Genomic DNA, 16,494 nt, shown 5'->3' on the forward strand with positions numbered 1-16,494 from the left:
CAGTCCCCCTTGAGCGAACAGCAGGGTCACGAGCAGCAGGACCCCAAGCAGGAGCCCTCGCAGGGCTACCCGCACCAGGGCCATCAGCAGCAGGGCCCCCCGCAGGGCCCGCCGCCCGGTCCTCAGCCGGGCTACCAGCAAGAGGGTTACCAGCAGCAGGGCTACCCGCCTCCCGGCTACCCGCCCCCCGGGTTCCCGCCGCCGGGCTACTACCCGCCCCCGGGGACCTACACGGGCGACCCCAACGCCCCCTACGGCTACGACCCCTACGGGCGCCCGTACTCCGACAAGTCGAAGATCATCGCGGGCATCCTCCAGCTCACCCTCGGCGGGTTCGGCGTCGGCCGCTTCTACCTGGGCAACGTCGGCATGGGGCTCGCGCAGCTCTTCACCTGCGGTGGGCTCGGCGTCTGGTCGCTGGTCGACGGCATCCTCCTGCTCACCGGGAACGACCACACCGATGAACACGGCCGGATCCTCCGCAGCTAGGACGGAGGGCGCCGGGACCGGGCCCCCGGCGCCCGTACGACGCTCCCCGCTGCGCCACCCCGCGGCGGGCCCCTCGGCCGTGCTCGCCGCGGGAGCCGCCGGCGCGGCGTACCTGTACCGCACCGACCCGCACGAGCCCGGGCACCTCCTGCCGCAGTGCCCGTTCCGCCTGCTCACCGGCCTGCTCTGCCCGGCCTGCGGCGGCACCCGCATGGTGTACGACCTGATGCACGGCCACTTCACCGAGGCCTGGCTGGACAACCGGGCCCTGCTGCTCGCCTCCCCGTACGCCCTCTACCTGCTGGGCCGTTGGGCGTGGGAGGGCCTGCACGGCCGCCGCTGGCGCCCCACGCTGAGCCCCCGGGCGCAGGTCCTGGTCCTCGCGCTCGCGGTGACGTGGACGGTGGTCCGCAACCTCGTCTAGCGGCCCCGCGACCCGTCCGTGCACAGGGCCGGGGACCGTCCGTGCACAGGCCCGGGAGACCGTCCGCCCACAGGCCCGGGGGACCGTCCGCGCACAGGCTCGGGGGACCGTCCGCGCACAGGCCCGGGGCCGTTGTCAGTGGTGCCTCGTACTGTCTCGGCATGGGAATCGTGATGTTCGTCGACGAGACGACAAGCGGGAGCCGCAGTGACGGCTGGGGGCTGGAGATCGCCGAGGAACGGCTCGCCGTGCGGGAGTTGATCCGGCGGCGGGTCTTCCAGGAGGTCGCCGAGTACAACGCGCGTACGCCCGAGGTCTTCCAGGGCCTGGTCCAGCCCGAGGACACCGAACGCGTGCTGAACGGCTACGCGTTGCGCACCCCCCGCCGCATAGACCCCGAGACCCAGACCGAACTCGCCCTCAAGGCCTTCGCCGGCAACGGCTTCCTCGTGCTGGTCGGTGACCGCCAGGTCACCGAGCTCGACGAGGAGATCGACCTCGTCCTCGGCACCGAGGTCACCTTCCTGAAGCTCGTCCCGCTGGTGGGGGGCTGACCATGGGCGAGATCCAGAAGTGCAAGGAACTGATCGGCCGCCGGATCGCGGAGGACGACTGGGAGGCCCTCGCCGGCGATCTGCTCAGGGCAGCGGTCACCAACAACGGCAACTGGACCGGCCTGTGGGGCGGCGTACTGGACCGCGTGCACAGACTGCCGGCGCAGGCGCGGTCAGGGGTCGCCGACGGCCTCGTGACCCACTACCACTCGGACCAGGCGGGCCCGATCGCCCGGGAGAACGCCCTGATCCTGCTGGGCATCGTCTCCCGCGACCTGCCGCCCCACGACCGCCTCGCCGCGGAGCGCCTCGCCCTGCTCGACGAGATCTCCCGCCGGCACTCCTTCTGGTACGGCGCCCACTACGAGAACCTCATCGAGGCCGAGCTGGCCGCGGGCCGCCCCATCGCGCCCGCCGTCGTCGCCACCGTCCGCCGCTCGGTCCTGCACGCCTACCTGAACGAGGACCTGCACCGGACGGTGAAGAAGCTGACCGAGCCACCCCTCAACGTCGGTGAGGCATGGGCCGACCAGGCCCTGCGGGACGCGGCCGAGAACTCCGACTGGCAGGCCCTGCTGGCGCACGCCGCTACGGCCACCGCCGCCAGGCCCACCCCCACATGGGACGAGCGGGCCACCGCCCTCACCGCCGTGCTCGGCCCCGACCGCGTCCGCGAGACCGTCCTCGCCTGGCTCGCCCTCGCCGGCCGCCCCCGCACCTTCGAGCTGGAGCGCGGGCCGTACGAACCGGACGTCAACAGCGCCTACGACCCCTACAACGCCGACGCCCTGCGGGGCCTGGCCTGGCTGCTGTCCCTGCTCCCGCCCCACCCCGACACCGCCCGCGCCCTCGGCGCCCTCGTCGAGACCTCCCTCAAGAAGGTCGCCGGACTCGGCCCCCGCAACCCGAAGGTCGCCAACGCCGGGGTCAACGCACTGGCCCGCATCGACAGCGAGGCCGCCCTCGCCGAACTGGCCCGCCTGGCCACCCGGGTGACGTACAAGAACACCCTGAAGCTGCTCGACGCGGCCCTGGAGGCCCGCGCCGAGGCCCTCGGCCTCAGGCGCGAGGAGATCGAGGAACTGGCCGTCCCCGCCTACGGCCTGACCGAGGTCGGACGCGCGGAGCACCGGCTCGGGGAGGTCACCGCCGTCCTCGAAGTCCAGGGCTCCAAGGCCGTGTTGACCTGGCGCAACGCGAGCGGCAAGCCGGTCAAGAGCGTGCCCGCGGCCGTCCGGCGGGACCACCCGGAGGAGGTGAAGGAGCTCAAGGCGGCCGCCAAGGACGTCGACAAGATGCTCTCGGCCCAGAGCGAGCGCCTCGACCGCCAGTTCCTCGCGGACCGCACCTGGTCCTACGCCACCTGGCGCGAGCGCTACCTCGACCACCCCCTGGTCGGCACTCTCGCCCGCCGCCTTTTGTGGACCGTCGACGGCACGACCGTCGGCCACGCCGAGGGCGCCCTGCGCACCCTCGCGGACGTCCCGGTCACCGAAGGCACCGAAGTCCGCCTCTGGCACCCGGTGGACCACGCCCCCGCCGAGATCGTCGCCTGGCGCGACTGGCTGGAGCGCCACGGCATCACCCAGCCCTTCAAGCAGGCCCACCGCGAGGTCTACCTGCTGACGGACGCCGAACGCGCCACCGGCACCTACTCCAACCGCTTCGCCGCCCATGTCCTGCGCCAGCACCAGTTCCACTCCCTGGCGGCGGTGCGGGGCTGGCGCAAAGCTCCGGCTGGCCGTCGACGACGAGGCGCCACCGGCCTCCCGCGACCTCCCCAGGTGGGGTCTGCGAGCCGAGTACTGGATCGAGGGCGGCGACGGCGGCGCGGACCACACGGACATCACCGACTCCGGCACCTATCTGCGCCTGCGCACCGACCAGGTCCGCTTCTACCCGATCGACGCCCCGGAGAACTCGGCGCACTGCGCGGGCGGCGAGTACCGCATGTGGCTGCGCGACGGCGCCGCCCCGGTGGACCCGCTGCCCCTGACGGACATACCGCCCCTGGTCCTGTCAGAAGTCCTGCGCGACGTCGACCTGTTCGTCGGCGTGGCCAGCGTCGGCAACGACCCGACCTGGCAGGACGGCGGCCCCGGCGGCCGTTTCCACGAGTACTGGACGTCGTACGGCTTCGGAGAGCTCAACCAGAGCGCCGAGACCCGCCGGCTCCTCCTGGACCGGCTGATCCCGAGGCTCGCGATAGCCGACCGCTGCACCCTGGAGGGCCGCTTCCTCCACGTCAAGGGCGACCGCCACACCTACAGGATCCACCTGGGCTCGGGCAACATCCTCCGCACCCCGAACGACCAGTACCTCTGCATCGTCCCGAAGTCCAACCCGGCCACCCCGCAGACCGGTTACCTGCCCTACGAGGGCGACCGCATGCTCGCGGTCATCCTCAGCAAGGCGATGATGCTGGCGGCCGACACGAAGATCACGGACCCGACGATCCTCAGCCAGCTGTGACCGTGGAGAGGGGCGAGATCGTCACAGGTTCCCGTAACCGTCCCTGACCACTTCCCGGGCCAGCGTCTGGCGGACGCCCGCCAGTTCACCGGCGATGCGCTCCGTCCGGTCGGCGTCCGCCGTCACCGCGGCGGGCACCGGCGTACCGCTCAGCAGGAGCCGGCGGCGCAGATGGGTGGGCGGGTGGGTGGCGTCGACGCTGTGCCCGCGCAGCGCCCCGAGCCGTCGCTGCCGTTCGAACTCGGACTCCGGGACGGAGTCCAGATGGGCGGCGAGCGCCTCCCACAGGCCGTCGCCGTTCCGCTGCCCGCCGCCGCCCGCACCGCGCAGCCGGCGGTTGTTGGTCTCGCGGTGCAGGGTGGTGACGATCGAGTCGGTGACCATGAGGCGGTCCATGAGACCGACCGCGCCCTCGGTGGACCCGGTGCGGGCCGCCGCCGTGTCGGCCAGGTACTCACCGCGCTGGGAGGCTCGCGCGGTCAGCAGCTCGAGCAGCGCCAGGACGCCCGTGATGAGCAGGCGCAGCGGGACGCAGGCCAGGTTGGCGATGGCCTGGATGGCATTGGGGTGGGGCGTCGGCTGGACGTAGTAGAGCCAGGTGTTCAGTGATCCGCACGCGGTGCCCACGACCATGCCGTGCCGGGTGTCGCCGTGCGTGAAGTGACCGAGCTCGTGCCCCAGGAGTGCGATCCGCTGCTGCGGGCTCAGCACCTCCCACAGCGGCAGCCCCAGCGTCAGGAGCCGCCGCCGCAGCCCGAGATGGGTCACGCCGGCATTGGCGTCGACATCGACCACGACGGCGTCCACGCTCCGGGTGCCCATGGCGGCGGCGACCTCGTCGACCAGCGCGTACAGTTCGGGCGCGTCCGCGCGCAGCAGGACACGGTCGTCGTCGGACAGCCGGTTCAGCCGGGGCCGCAGCGACCAGGCCAGCGCCAGCAGGAACAGCCCGAAGGCCATACCGAGCCCGCCCCAGCCGCGGATCACGCCCAGCAGCCCGATCGCGGCCAGGACGAGGGTCAGGCCGTGCACGGCGAGCGCGATCGCGTAGGCGAGCAGACCCGACGCCGTACGCCGACTCGGCCCGCCCCCGTCCCCGCTGCTCAGCTCGTCGAAAAGCTGTCCGCCGTACCGCTGGGCGATCCGGCGGCGCACCCCGTCCAGCCCGCGCTTGGGCCCGCCGGGCCCCTGCGGATCCACGTTCCAGTCACAGGCCGCGCACCACGTGGTGAACCGTCTGTCCGAACGGATCTCCACCCCGCACTGCGGGCACGACGACACGATCTCTTCTTCAGCGGTACGCACCGCTGCCTCCCCCGACCCCCGGCCCCTCCCCAGGGGCCGCTCCACTCATGACCGCCGCAGTGGATCACGCCCCGCGCGGCGACGCAATCCCAAATATTCAGCCGGCGTTCCCGCAACCGCCCACGCGCCGGGTGCCGAGCGCGATGTCGTCCATGCGGATGTCGTACGACGAAGGGGTCGGGTCGGCCTGGTAGAGCTGCCAGCCCAGCTTCACCTTGTCGAAGGCAGGGAAGACGAAGTCGTCCGCGGTGCCCCCGTGCTCCTTGGTGGACACGGTCAGGTCGGACCGCTCCACGCCGTCGAGATACACGGTGACGCGGTTGTCGCGGGCGTCGAGATGGAACTCGGCGCACTGCCACCTCCCGGCGACGGCCGGCGAGGAGGTCTTCCAGGAGGTCCAGTCCCCGGTGGGCCCGAGATCGGACCCGACGCCCCAGAAGTTGCCGTGGTCGGTCGGCGCGTACTGCCCCCCGAGCGGCCGCACCAGCGTCGGCGAGTCCGCCCCCGAGGCCTCGGCGATGGTCCAGTGGGCCCAGTCCGGAGCGGTGGGAAACCCCCCGACCCGCAGCCGCACCCGCCCCCAGAAGCTGTTGCCGGGAGCGGAGAGCCCGCCGAACACGAGAAAGGCCCGCCCGTTGCCTTCGGTACGGATGCGCAGCTCCCGCCCGTGCCCCGCGGCACTAGGCACGACGCTCAGCGTCCCGCCCGCCGAGTCGACGGTCCAGCCACGCCCCTCGCTGACCGGGCCGAGGGGAAGCCGGTCGAAGTTCTCCCGGGCGAGCAGTCCGTGGGAAGCGGGGGTGGCGGAGGCAGTGGGGGGTATCGCGAGCAGCGCGGCCGCGGCGACTGAGAGCGCGACGGCGACTTTTCTCTTGAGTGCCATGCCGTCAGCTTGAACCTGGTGCACCACAAGTCACAGTGCCCACAGTGCAGTTGGCCGGATGAGAGCGCCCGCGGTGTCCTGATCATGTGCTTGGGGGTGGCTGGATCTCCGTATTCGATCACTCTTTGAGGTGAGGCGGCCGACGTTTCCGCTGGATACGCTGAAGCGACTCGCGAGACTCCGTCCCATGGGAGCAGTGATGAGCGCCGCATCCGACAACGGCATGGACGACGAGACGGCATACCACTGGCCGATCCCCCCTGCCGAAGGTTGGACCGCCGACGACCTCGACCGGATTCCGGGCCTCCCTCCGCACACGGAGTTGCTCGACGGGAGCCTCGTCTTCATGAGTCCGCAGACCCGATTCCACAGCCGGACGATGCGTCTGCTGGACAACGCTCTGCTGCGGCAAGCGCCCGACCACCTGGACGTGGACCGTGAGATGACGGTCAGGCTGGACGCGAAGAATCGCCCCGAGCCGGACATCGTCGTCTTCCCGGTGGACGCGGTGACGGGTCCGAACCAGACCTGGTACGAGCCGGAGGACCTCGTCCTCGCCGTGGAGGTGGTCTCCGCCGATTCCCGCGAGCGGGACCGCGAGGTCAAACCGCGTAAGTACGCGGCAGCCGGCGTACCGCACTTCTGGCGAGTGGAACAGGACGAGAAGAAGGGCCTGCCCGTCGTCTACGTCTACGCACTCGACCCGGCCACGAAGTCCTACGGCCTCACCGGCATCTTCCACGAGCACCTCAAGGTCTCGGTCCCCTTCGACATCGAGATCGACCTGACGGCGGTGGACCGGCGACCCGGGCGCCTCGCGGACGAACCGGACCAGAGCTGAACCCGCCGACCGTTGTTCTGGGCATGCCACCATGCGAGTCCTGAAGTCATACTGATGAGTGGTCAGTGACTGGTGTGACAGGTGAGCAGGTCGGGCCGGGCAATAGGGGGCGGCTTCGTGCGGCGGGTGTTGGTGGTGCACTTCGTTCCGTGTGCGCTCTTCAGCGCGTGCGTGTACGCACTCGTACGCAGCGGCAGCTTCTCGGGCCGTGCACGCTGGCAGGCCGTCCTGCCGGTCGACGCGAGCGCCGTCATCGGGTCACTCCTCGTCATCGGTGCCGGAGCGGTCGTTCTGGGGATATTGCTGCACCCGTTCCAGGTGAGGGCGGTGCGGGTGCTCGAGGGGTACTGGGACCGCTGGCCGGCGACCGCCGGACTGGCCGGGGTGCTGACGGAGATGCAAAGACGCCGCAGACAGGCGCTCTCGGCACGGGCCGCAAGCGCGCTCCGAGGGGGAGTCAACGCCCGAAGGGTGGCGGCCGACGCATACCGGCGCATGGCGTCGGGAGCCCCGGAGGATGTCCTCCTGCCCACGGCGCTCGGCAACGCGCTACGCGCCGGGGAACTCACCGCCGGAGAGCGTTACGGGCTGGCGACCCTCTCCTCCTGGCCGCGCATCCTCATGCAGACCTCAGACCGGCTGTCCGAGGTACTGCGCTCGGCCAGAACCGCCCTCGACGCCTCGGTGAACCTGTGCTGGAGCTTCCTCGCCTCCGGGACGCTCGCGGCGGTGGCCCTCTACGACGAACCGGTGGCGCGATGGGCGCCGCCGGCGTCCTTTCTCCTGGCGGCCGTCGCGTACAAGGGCGCTGTGACCGCCGCACAGGCGTACGCGGGCCTGATGCATGTCGTCTACGACCTGCATCGATTCGATCTTCTGGATGCCCTGCACCACCCGCTGCCCGAGGCGGAGGAGGAGATCGAGACGTTCTGGCGCGTCTCACAGCTTCTCGCCGGACGATCCGACGCGGGTCTTCCCTACGATCACCCGCGCAGGTCAGCCCCGGACCACGTGGACGGCTCCGCAGACTCCTAGCACGTGGATGACGAACGTGCCGCTCTCACGGGGATCGCTGTTCCCGGGCTCTGGCGCGGTCACACGAGTGAGGAGGGTGCCGGCGGTGTGCACCGTGATCCGGCTGTCTCGGGGGACCACGAGACGCACGTGTCCTGCCAGCGCGGTGACGTTCACGTTCACGGCCGACGCACCGTCCAAGTGCCGCAGATCGGCTCGCAGTTCGCCGAGGACGGCTCGCACGGTCAGTACGTCTCCGGCGTCCTGTGGGATCACCACCACGCCGGTCGTGAGGACCCTCGTCCACCGGGTGGCGGGCCCATGAGCAGTCGCCGACAGCACCAGCGCGGCTCCGCCCAGTGCCAGGACTACGGGAAGCAGGTCCTGCACCAGCCGCCGGCCGGCTCCGTGGGCAGCGACCAGGGCGGCCGACGCGATACCTGCGAGGAGCAAGGGCCCTATGAGCGAACCCGTCGGGACGGCCGACCTGAGCAGGTTCAGTGAGGCGAGCGCGAGGAGCAACCACGGCCACCAGGTCGTGGCCCACTCCAGTGCGGCGTGGGCCCGGCGGCCCGGATCCCCGGCAAGCAGAGCGCCCACGGCCACTGCGGACAGCCCGATCCATGTCCGGGTACGCGTGGTCCGGCCACCGCCCCGGCCCTCCGCCATCGCTCCGTGCCTCCCGCTCGTGCGGGACCTGGCGGTGCCGCAGCGACATGCTAGCCAGGGAGGCGGGGAGCGATATTCGGGGGTGGGTAACCGTTACGCCTCGGGGCCGTCGGGGTCGGTGTCGTATCCCAACAGCTCGTTCGGCGTCTCGGTGTACCGCGAGCAGCTCCTGAGGTGTTCCACCTTCAGCCCCTCCGGCCGACGGCCCCGCCCGATGATGCCGCGGCGGCCTCGGGGGATCGGAGCTCCGCACTCGGGGCACGCGTCCTGCGGCGGATAAGTGCCGGGCAGTACTGTTTCCAGGTACATGGTCCCCCCTGAGGGTCGGTATGGGAGTGGCTGGCTAGTCCGTACGCAGGTAGAGCAGCCAGAGGCCGTCCAGGACGGTGCACACCAGCACGAGAACGGCGGCGGCCGTGCGCCACCACAGCTGCCTTCCGTCCGGCTCGGGGACGAGCGAAGCGGCGATCCCGGCCCCCAGCATCAGCGTGCCCCAGTTGAAACAGGCGTTGGCGAGCCCCAGACGGTACTCGTAGTACTCCTGAGCCTTCTTGACCGTCGCGTTGCGCTCATCGTCGTCGTGCCCCGGGTAACCCCGGAGCGCGAGATCGGCGTCCAGATCAGCCCGGGTGAATCTGAAATGGAAAGCGTGATAGCTGAGTTGGATACTCGCGATCAGAGTCATCGCCGTGGTGACGAGGAGCAGCAGAGTGATTCCGGGCCATCGGAACCTCTCGTCCGCCCCACCCACGACACCCGCCAGTGAGAGCGCGGTCGCCGCCAGCAGCGGAGCGGCTATGAAGTGCGCCTGCTTGGCGGCCTCGTGTGTGCCGAGTCGTCTGTGCGTGTGCCCGTCCCCCCGTGTCATGTGGGGAGTGTGCGGGACACATGACGTCCTCGGCATCAGCGCAAATCGGCCAAAACGCCTGAGGGCCCTGTTTCCCGTGGTGCGGGAAACAGGGCCCTCGGACAAGTGGCGGAAGATCAGAAGCGGCGAGTGATCAGTGCTCGCTTCACTTCCTGGATCGCCTTCGTGACCTCGATGCCGCGCGGGCAGGCGTCCGTGCAGTTGAAGGTCGTGCGGCAGCGCCACACGCCGTCGCGGTCGTTGAGGATCTCCAGGCGCTGCTCGCCCGCCTCGTCGCGCGAGTCGAAGATGAAGCGGTGCGCGTTGACGATGGCGGCCGGGCCGAAGTACTGGCCGTCGTTCCAGAAGACCGGGCACGAGGAGGTGCAGGCCGCGCAGAGGATGCACTTCGTGGTGTCGTCGAAGCGCTCGCGGTCCTCGGCCGTCTGGAGGCGTTCCCGGGTCGGCTCGTTCGTGTCCTTCGTGATGAGGAAGGGCATGACGTCGCGGTACGCCTGGAAGAACGGCTCCATGTCGACCACGAGGTCCTTCAGGACCGTCAGGCCCTTGATGGGCTCGACCGTGATCGGCTTCTCCGGGTTGATGTCCTTGATCAGCGTCTTGCAGGCCAGACGGTTCTTGCCGTTGATCCGCATGGCGTCCGAGCCGCAGATGCCGTGGGCGCACGAGCGGCGGAACGTCAGCGAGCCGTCCAGGTCCCACTTGATCTTGTGGAGGGCGTCGAGGACACGCTCCTTCGGGTCGATCTCCAGCTGGAAGTCTTCCCAGGTGGCCTCCGCCGAGACCTCCGAGTTGAAACGGCGGACCCGGATGGTGACCGTGATGTACGGGGAGTCGGCGAAACCGGGCTCGGGCTCGCCGGCCGCGTCCTTCTTGTCCAGAACAGGAGTTGCCATCAGTACTTACGCTCCATCGGCTGGTAGCGGGTCTGGACGACCGGCTTGTAGTCGAGACGGATCGACTCGGCGCCGTCGTCGCCCACCTCGCGGTACGCCATGGTGTGGCGCATGAAGTTGACGTCGTCGCGGTTCGGGTAGTCCTCGCGGTAGTGACCGCCGCGGGACTCCTTGCGGGCCAGCGCGGAGACCGCCATGACCTCGGCGAGGTCCAGCAGGTTGCCGAGCTCGATCGCCTCCAGCAGGTCCGTGTTGAAACGCCGGCCCTTGTCCTGGATCGCCACGTTCTTGTAGCGCTCGCGCAGCTCCGCGATCTTCTCGACCGCCGTCTTGATCGTCTGCTCGGTGCGGAACACCATGACGTTGGCGTCCATGGTCTCCTGCAGCTCGCGGCGCAGGACCGCCACGCGCTCGGTGCCGGTCGAGTTGCGCAGCGCCTCGACCTGCCCGACGACCAGCGAGGCCGGGTCCTCCGGCAGCTCGACGAAGTCCGCCTTCTGGCTGTACTCCGCCGCCGCGATACCGGCACGGCGACCGAACACGTTGATGTCCAGCAGCGAGTTCGTGCCCAGACGGTTCGCACCGTGCACCGACACGCACGCGACCTCGCCGGCCGCGTACAGGCCCGGGACGACGGTGGTGTTGTCCGCCAGGACCTCACCCTCGACGTTCGTCGGGATGCCGCCCATCGCGTAGTGCGCGGTGGGCTGGATCGGGATCGGGTCCGTGTACGGCTCGATACCGAGGTAGGTGCGCGCGAACTCGGTGATGTCCGGGAGCTTGGCGTCCAGCTGCTCCGGCGGGAGGTGCGTGAGGTCGAGGTAGACGTGGTCGCCCTCGGGACCGCAGCCGCGGCCCTCACGGATCTCCGTGTAGATGGAGCGGGACACGACGTCACGGGACGCGAGGTCCTTCATGACCGGCGCGTACTTCTCCATGAAGCGCTCGCCGTCCTTGTTGCGGAGGATGCCGCCCTCACCGCGGGCGCCCTCCGTCAGCAGGATGCCCATGCGCCAGATGCCGGTCGGGTGGAACTGGAAGAACTCCATGTCCTCGAGCGGCAGACCCCGGCGGTAGACGGCAGCCTGGCCGTCACCGGTCAGCGTGTGCGCGTTCGACGTCACCTTGAAGAACTTGCCGCAGCCGCCGGACGCGTAGATCACGGCCTTCGCCTGGAAGACGTGGATCTCGCCGGTCGCCAGCTCGTACGCCACGACACCGGCCGACCGCTTCACGCCGTCGACCTCGGTGATCAGCTGGTCCAGGACGTAGAACTCGTTGAAGAACTCCACGCCCTCCTTCACGCAGTTCTGGTACAGCGTCTGGAGGATCATGTGGCCGGTGCGGTCGGCCGCGTAGCAGGACCGGCGGACCGGCGCCTCGCCGTGGTTGCGCGAGTGACCGCCGAAGCGGCGCTGGTCGATCGTGCCGTTCGGGGTGCGGTTGAACGGCAGGCCCATCTTCTCCAGGTCGAGGACCGAGTCGATGGCCTCCTTCGCCAGGATCTCGGCGGCGTCCTGGTCGACCAGGTAGTCACCGCCCTTGACCGTGTCGAAGGTGTGCCACTCCCAGTTGTCCTCCTCCACGTTCGCCAGCGCGGCGGCCATGCCGCCCTGTGCGGCGCCCGTGTGGGAGCGGGTGGGGTACAGCTTGGTCAGCACTGCGGTGCGGCTGCGCTTCGTGGACTCGATGGCCGCGCGCATGCCCGCGCCACCGGCGCCGACGATGACGGTGTCGTACTTGTGGATCTTCATGATTCTCGCAGCCCCGTGCCTAGCGGATGTTCGGGTCGAAGGTGAAGATCACCAGCGTGCCCAGCAGGATGGTGAACACCGTGGCCGTGTAGAGCAGGCCCTTGAGCCACAGCCGGGTGTTGGCGCGCTCCGCGTAGTCGTTGATGATCGTGCGCAGACCGTTGGCGCCGTGCAGCATCGCGAGCCACAGCATCAGCAGGTCCCAGACCTGCCAGAACGGGGAGGCCCAGCGGCCGGCGACGAACGCGAAGCCGATCTTGGAGACGCCGCCGTCCAGGACGAGCTGGATCAGCAGGTGCCCGATGACCAGGACGACCAGCACGATGCCGGACAGCCGCATGAAGAGCCACGCGGCCATCTCGAAGTTGCCGCGGGTCGAGCGGGGGGTCTTCTTGGTGCGCTTGCGCGGAGCCTCGATCAGCGGCGCCGGGTTGTCGACGCCGTAACCGGAGGAGCCCTCGACGGGGCCGATGCCGGAAGCGGTGGTTTCAGTGGTCGCCATCGGTATCAGCTCCCGAAGAGTTCACGAGCGGCGTGGCCGAGGACGGGGTAGATCGCCCCGATCATGAGTACGACCCACAGGCCGACCACGGACCAGAGCATCTGCTTCTGGTAGCGCGGGCCCTTCGACCAGAAGTCGACGGCGATGACGCGCAGGCCGTTGAGCGCGTGGAAGAGGATGGCGGCCACCAGGCCGTACTCCAGACACGCGACGAGCGGGGTCTTGTACGTGGCTACGACCTTGTCGTAGTCCTCGGGGGAGACACGGACGAGAGCGGTGTCCAGCACGTGAACGAACAGGAAGAAGAAGATGAGGACGCCGGTGACTCGGTGAGCCACCCAGGACCACATTCCTTCCCGGCCGCGGTACAGCGTTCCAGCCGGCACGGAAGTCCCTCCGGGAGCGGGGTGTCGGGGCCGCGCCGGCTTGTGCGGTCGGTGGGCCCGGCCGGGTACGGTCCACCGGCCCCCAGCATCGTAGCGAGGCGCTGCCGCTGGGCTGAGCCGGGGCCCATCTGTGTGATCAAAGTGGCACGCAGATGGCGGAACTGGGCGGCTAATGGGGTGGTCTGAGCTGCTATGTGCCGGGTGCGGGTTGTGAGTGGCTGGTCGCGCAGTTCCCCGCGCCCCTGAGGGAAGACACCAATCGGCCCCTTGCCAAGCGGCGGAGCTCCTCCGCCGCCACCACGCGTTCCTCCTCCGGATCGTTTGCCAAACGTGACCGGATGCCTGCCAGGACGTGATCGAGGGCCTCGGCCGGAGGCAACCCGTCCAGGCAGATCACGAAGGCGTGGCCGAAGCGGGCCTCGTAGGCGGCGTGGGCCGCGTCCAGCGCCATGTGGGCGGCGACATAGGCGCCGTCCGGCAGGACCGGGAGCGTCTCTCCCGCCAGCGCCTCCGACAGGTCCACGGGCGTCAGGTCGTAGGCCGCCTCGTCCGACGCGGCCAGCAGGGCCTCGACGGTCGGGTAGGGGCGGTGGGCCGCGACGCGGTCCGCCCAGCGCAGGCTGCGGAGGCAGTCCAGCAACAAGCCCCGGGCCTCGTCGGGCGGGGCGGTGTTGAAGGCGTCCAGGACGGTGGGCAGGGACGGTATGGCCACTCGGCCAGAGGTATGTGTGGGCGTCACGTGTGTTTCGGCAGGGGAAGCTGTGAGCGATGTGACGTCACGTTATCGAGAGTGGACATGACCTGTCCGACGGATGCCCGAATTTCACCCGCAAGGGAGAGTTTCGGAACGGGCGGTGGACGCGTCCGTTCCCCCGAGGCCCTAGCGTGGAGAGTGTGAGCCAGCACAGGAAGCGACCGGAGAAGCAGACGAGGGGGCTGATCGCCGGGGCGGTCGCCGTGACCGTCGTGGCCGGGGTGGGCCTCGGGCTGTGGGCGGGGAACGACGACAGCGCCCCCGCCGGGTCCGCGCGGACGCAGCCACAGGCACAGGCGGAGCAGCGCTCGACCTCGCCGTCCGCCGCCGCGCCGAGCCCGACCCCCAGCCCCACCCGCTCGTACCCGCTGTCCACCACCCCCCGCACCATCCCGGCCGTCCGTGCCCACACCCCGGCGCGCGGCCCCGGCTGGCGGCCCGCCGCGGGGCTGCGCGTGGTCGTGAACGACGCCGGCCTCGCCGACGAGGGACGCCTGGTCGCCGGTGAGCTGGGGCTGACGTACGCCGGGAAGAAGGACGACGTGCGTCCCGGGGACGTCCGACTGGCTGTCGACCACGGCAAGGGCGCGGCCCCGGAGTCGTACCGCATGACCGTGCGCGGCGGACAAGTCGACATCAGCGGGCCGGACGACGCGGGTGTGTTCTACGGCACCCGCACGCTCAAGCAGGAGGTGCACGGTGGCGGTACGGCGCCGGAGGGCGTCGTACGGGACCAGCCGGCCAAGCCGGTGCGCGGGTTCTTCCTGGACATGGCCCGCAAGAGCTTCACGGCCGGCTGGATCGAGGACCGGGTCCGGGAGCTGGGCGACCTGAAGTACAACCGGCTCCAGCTGCACTTCTCCGACGACCAGGGGTTCCGGATCGCGTCCGACACGCACCCGGAGATCGTCTCGGAGCAGCACCTGACCAAGGCCCAGGTGCGGAAGATCGTCGCGCTCGCGGCGCAGCGGCACATCACCGTCGTACCGGAGATCGACTCGCCCGGGCATCTGGGCGCGGTCATCGCGGCGCACCCCGAGCTCCAGCTGCGCAGCGCGGCGGGGCGGACTCCGCAGGGGACGATCGACATCTCCAAGCCTGCGGCCGCCGCGATGGTCGACGACCTGCTGAAGGAGTACGCGGACCTGTTCCCCGGCGCCGACTGGCATCTCGGTGGGGACGAGTACCGGGCGCTGATGGTGTCGAACCCGGCGGCGACCTACCCCCAGCTCGCCACCGCCGCCCGGAAGGCCTACGGCGCCGGCGGCACGGTCGCGGACCTGACGACGGGGTGGCTCAACGACCGCGCCGACACCGTCCGGGCCGCGGGAAAGACGCCGCTCGCCTGGAACGACGGCTTCTTCCGGGGGACGTCCGTGCGGCCCGCCGGCGACATCCGGGTCGCCTACTGGACGGGCAAGGAGATCGGCGCGCGGCAGCCGGTGGAGTATCTGAGCGCGGGCCGCAAGGTCGTCAACTACAACGACGAGTTCCTCTACTACGTCCTCGGGCAGCCCAACAAGTTCTTCTATCCGAGGGGTCAGCGGATCTACGAGCAGTGGACGCCGCGCGTGGTGCGGGGCACGACGGCCGTCTCCTCGACGTACGACGGCCAGATCCTCGGCGGGTACTTCGCGGTGTGGTGCGACTTCCCGAACGCGCAGACGCAGGCCCAGGTCGCGGCCGGCGTCCGGATGCCGCTGCGGGCGACCGCCCAGAAGCTGTGGGACCCGGGGAAGCCCGCTCTGACCTGGACGCAGTTCAAGGCGCTCGGGGACCGGCTCGGCTGACCGACCGGGAATTCACGGTGGACGTACGGGGCCGGCGAACCGTATGTTCCGCATGCCGCGCGTGAGGCTCTGGGGAGAGGCCGCGCGGTCTGCCGCTCATCCACATCACGGGGGACCCCACCATGCTCTGCACGCGCTGCCATCACTTCGAAGCGGCACCGGACGGTGTCCTGTGCACCTCGTGTGCCACACCCGCCGGCTTCGCCGCCCCGCCGGGCGCGGGCACGCCCAAGGTCTGGCTGCGCTCGCCGGTCGGGCTCGGGTGGGCCACGGTGGCACTGCTCGGGCTGGCCGCCGCCGTCGACCTCTTCGCCCTCGTCGCGGACTTCCTCCGGTACGACGTCACGGGTGACCTCGCCGGGGGCGACACCGGAGCCGCGGCGCTGGACCGGGCCGACGTGTCCGACGTGCTGACCTCCCTGGCGGCCTCCGCGCAGATGGCCGTGCTGCTGGCCTGCGCCGTCGTCTTCGTGATCTGGCTCTGGCGGGTGCGGGTCAACGCCGAGGTGTTCGCGCCGGACGGGCACCGCAAGGCGCGCGGCTGGGTGATCGCGGGCTGGGTCGTGCCGTTCGCGAGCCTCTGGTACCCGCGCCGGGTCGTGCTGGACGTCTGGAACGCGAGCAGCCCCGAGGACCGGCCGAGGGGGCACGCGCTGGTCAACGTGTGGTGGACGTTGTGGCTGCTGACCAACGTCATCGGGCGGTTCCTGGCGAGCATGGCCGGGGAGGCCGACACCTACCAGGAGGTCCACGACGCCGCGTTCCAGCTGCTGTTCGCCGACGCCGTCGACCTCGTCGCCGCCCTGGTCGCCGCCGTGATGGTGCTGCGGCTGACCCGGATGCAGGACGAGAAGGCCCGCCGGGGACCGGTGGTACCCGTCGCCGCCTGACGG

General features: G+C 70.4%; 18 protein-coding genes and 1 pseudogene. 9 read left to right on the forward strand and 10 right to left on the reverse strand.

The features are described from left to right. Positions 1 to 9 precede the first annotated feature (9 nt). The 5 genes and pseudogenes from AC2XR2_RS27810 (at position 10) to AC2XR2_RS27830 (ending at position 3,939) form a co-directional block, all read left to right on the forward strand. Positions 10 to 489 (forward strand): TM2 domain-containing protein, encoded by a 480-nt coding sequence (locus AC2XR2_RS27810; protein ID WP_491516600.1) that lies wholly within the window; start codon positions 10 to 12, stop codon positions 487 to 489. Continuing rightward, on the forward strand, positions 461 to 913 hold the full coding sequence (locus tag AC2XR2_RS27815; protein ID WP_449351804.1) for a DUF2752 domain-containing protein: 453 nt from the start codon (positions 461 to 463) through the stop codon (positions 911 to 913). The genes AC2XR2_RS27810 and AC2XR2_RS27815 overlap by 29 nt, the downstream gene beginning before the upstream one ends. A gap of 161 nt (positions 914 to 1,074) precedes the next feature. Continuing rightward, positions 1,075 to 1,467, forward strand: a complete 393-nt coding sequence (locus AC2XR2_RS27820; RefSeq protein ID WP_356455574.1) for a hypothetical protein — start codon at positions 1,075 to 1,077, stop codon at positions 1,465 to 1,467. A 2-nt stretch (positions 1,468 to 1,469) separates the two neighbouring features. Next, positions 1,470 to 3,131 (forward strand): annotated as a pseudogene (locus AC2XR2_RS27825) (DUF4132 domain-containing protein); the annotation flags it as partial. Positions 3,132 to 3,417: 286 nt separating this feature from the next. Beyond that, entirely contained in the window at positions 3,418 to 3,939 is a 522-nt protein-coding gene (locus AC2XR2_RS27830) for a DUF7737 domain-containing protein (RefSeq protein WP_491518511.1), read from the forward strand. Positions 3,940 to 3,960: 21 nt separating this feature from the next. On the opposite strand, the gene AC2XR2_RS27835 is transcribed toward AC2XR2_RS27830, so the two are convergent. Together AC2XR2_RS27835 and AC2XR2_RS27840 are read right to left on the reverse strand one after the other, a co-directional pair. Further along, positions 3,961 to 5,244, reverse strand: a complete 1,284-nt coding sequence (locus AC2XR2_RS27835; protein ID WP_491516601.1) for a M48 family metallopeptidase — start codon at positions 5,242 to 5,244, stop codon at positions 3,961 to 3,963. 97 nt (positions 5,245 to 5,341) lie between these two features. Beyond that, complete coding sequence (locus tag AC2XR2_RS27840) at positions 5,342 to 6,127, reverse strand: hypothetical protein (RefSeq protein WP_491516602.1); 786 nt, start codon at positions 6,125 to 6,127, stop codon at positions 5,342 to 5,344. Between the two features lie 199 nt (positions 6,128 to 6,326). Here AC2XR2_RS27840 and AC2XR2_RS27845 point away from each other — a divergent pair, with 199 nt between their 5' ends. Together AC2XR2_RS27845 and AC2XR2_RS27850 are read left to right on the forward strand one after the other, a co-directional pair. Further along, on the forward strand, positions 6,327 to 6,968 hold the full coding sequence (locus AC2XR2_RS27845) for a Uma2 family endonuclease (RefSeq protein ID WP_491516603.1): 642 nt from the start codon (positions 6,327 to 6,329) through the stop codon (positions 6,966 to 6,968). A 171-nt stretch (positions 6,969 to 7,139) separates the two neighbouring features. Beyond that, positions 7,140 to 8,003: a hypothetical protein gene (locus AC2XR2_RS27850; protein ID WP_449351798.1), complete on the forward strand. Its 864-nt coding sequence runs from the start codon at positions 7,140 to 7,142 to the stop codon at positions 8,001 to 8,003. On the opposite strand, the gene AC2XR2_RS27855 is transcribed toward AC2XR2_RS27850, so the two are convergent. The 8 genes from AC2XR2_RS27855 to AC2XR2_RS27890 form a co-directional block, all read right to left on the reverse strand. Further along, on the reverse strand, positions 7,965 to 8,582 hold the full coding sequence (locus AC2XR2_RS27855; protein WP_449351797.1) for a hypothetical protein: 618 nt from the start codon (positions 8,580 to 8,582) through the stop codon (positions 7,965 to 7,967). The genes AC2XR2_RS27850 and AC2XR2_RS27855 overlap by 39 nt on opposite strands. Positions 8,583 to 8,744: 162 nt before the next feature. Beyond that, entirely contained in the window at positions 8,745 to 8,960 is a 216-nt protein-coding gene (locus AC2XR2_RS27860; RefSeq protein ID WP_449351796.1) for a hypothetical protein, read from the reverse strand. Between the two features lie 34 nt (positions 8,961 to 8,994). Continuing rightward, positions 8,995 to 9,519: a hypothetical protein gene (locus AC2XR2_RS27865; protein ID WP_449351795.1), complete on the reverse strand. Its 525-nt coding sequence runs from the start codon at positions 9,517 to 9,519 to the stop codon at positions 8,995 to 8,997. A gap of 116 nt (positions 9,520 to 9,635) precedes the next feature. Beyond that, the gene (locus AC2XR2_RS27870; protein ID WP_123762660.1) at positions 9,636 to 10,415 is read right to left on the reverse strand and encodes a succinate dehydrogenase iron-sulfur subunit; all 780 of its coding nucleotides are present in this window, start codon (positions 10,413 to 10,415) and stop codon (positions 9,636 to 9,638) included. Further along, complete coding sequence (sdhA, locus tag AC2XR2_RS27875; protein ID WP_020135646.1) at positions 10,415 to 12,169, reverse strand: succinate dehydrogenase flavoprotein subunit; 1,755 nt, start codon at positions 12,167 to 12,169, stop codon at positions 10,415 to 10,417. The genes AC2XR2_RS27870 and sdhA overlap by 1 nt, the downstream gene beginning before the upstream one ends. 19 nt (positions 12,170 to 12,188) lie before the next feature. Next, positions 12,189 to 12,671, reverse strand: coding sequence for a succinate dehydrogenase hydrophobic membrane anchor subunit (locus AC2XR2_RS27880; protein ID WP_062023650.1), 483 nt, complete (start codon positions 12,669 to 12,671; stop codon positions 12,189 to 12,191). A 5-nt stretch (positions 12,672 to 12,676) separates the two neighbouring features. Continuing rightward, the gene (gene sdhC, locus AC2XR2_RS27885) at positions 12,677 to 13,057 is read right to left on the reverse strand and encodes a succinate dehydrogenase, cytochrome b556 subunit (RefSeq protein ID WP_007384241.1); all 381 of its coding nucleotides are present in this window, start codon (positions 13,055 to 13,057) and stop codon (positions 12,677 to 12,679) included. Between the two features lie 190 nt (positions 13,058 to 13,247). Further along, the gene (locus AC2XR2_RS27890) at positions 13,248 to 13,796 is read right to left on the reverse strand and encodes a 2-oxo-4-hydroxy-4-carboxy-5-ureidoimidazoline decarboxylase (RefSeq protein ID WP_491516604.1); all 549 of its coding nucleotides are present in this window, start codon (positions 13,794 to 13,796) and stop codon (positions 13,248 to 13,250) included. A 155-nt stretch (positions 13,797 to 13,951) separates the two neighbouring features. Between AC2XR2_RS27890 and AC2XR2_RS27895 the strand changes: the two genes are divergently transcribed. Next, entirely contained in the window at positions 13,952 to 15,601 is a 1,650-nt protein-coding gene (locus AC2XR2_RS27895) for a beta-N-acetylhexosaminidase (protein ID WP_491516605.1), read from the forward strand. 122 nt (positions 15,602 to 15,723) lie between these two features. Beyond that, positions 15,724 to 16,491: a DUF4328 domain-containing protein gene (locus AC2XR2_RS27900; RefSeq protein ID WP_381297422.1), complete on the forward strand. Its 768-nt coding sequence runs from the start codon at positions 15,724 to 15,726 to the stop codon at positions 16,489 to 16,491. Positions 16,492 to 16,494: the final 3 nt, after the last annotated feature.

The organism is Streptomyces sp. LS-MS-L19, assembly GCF_058382285.1.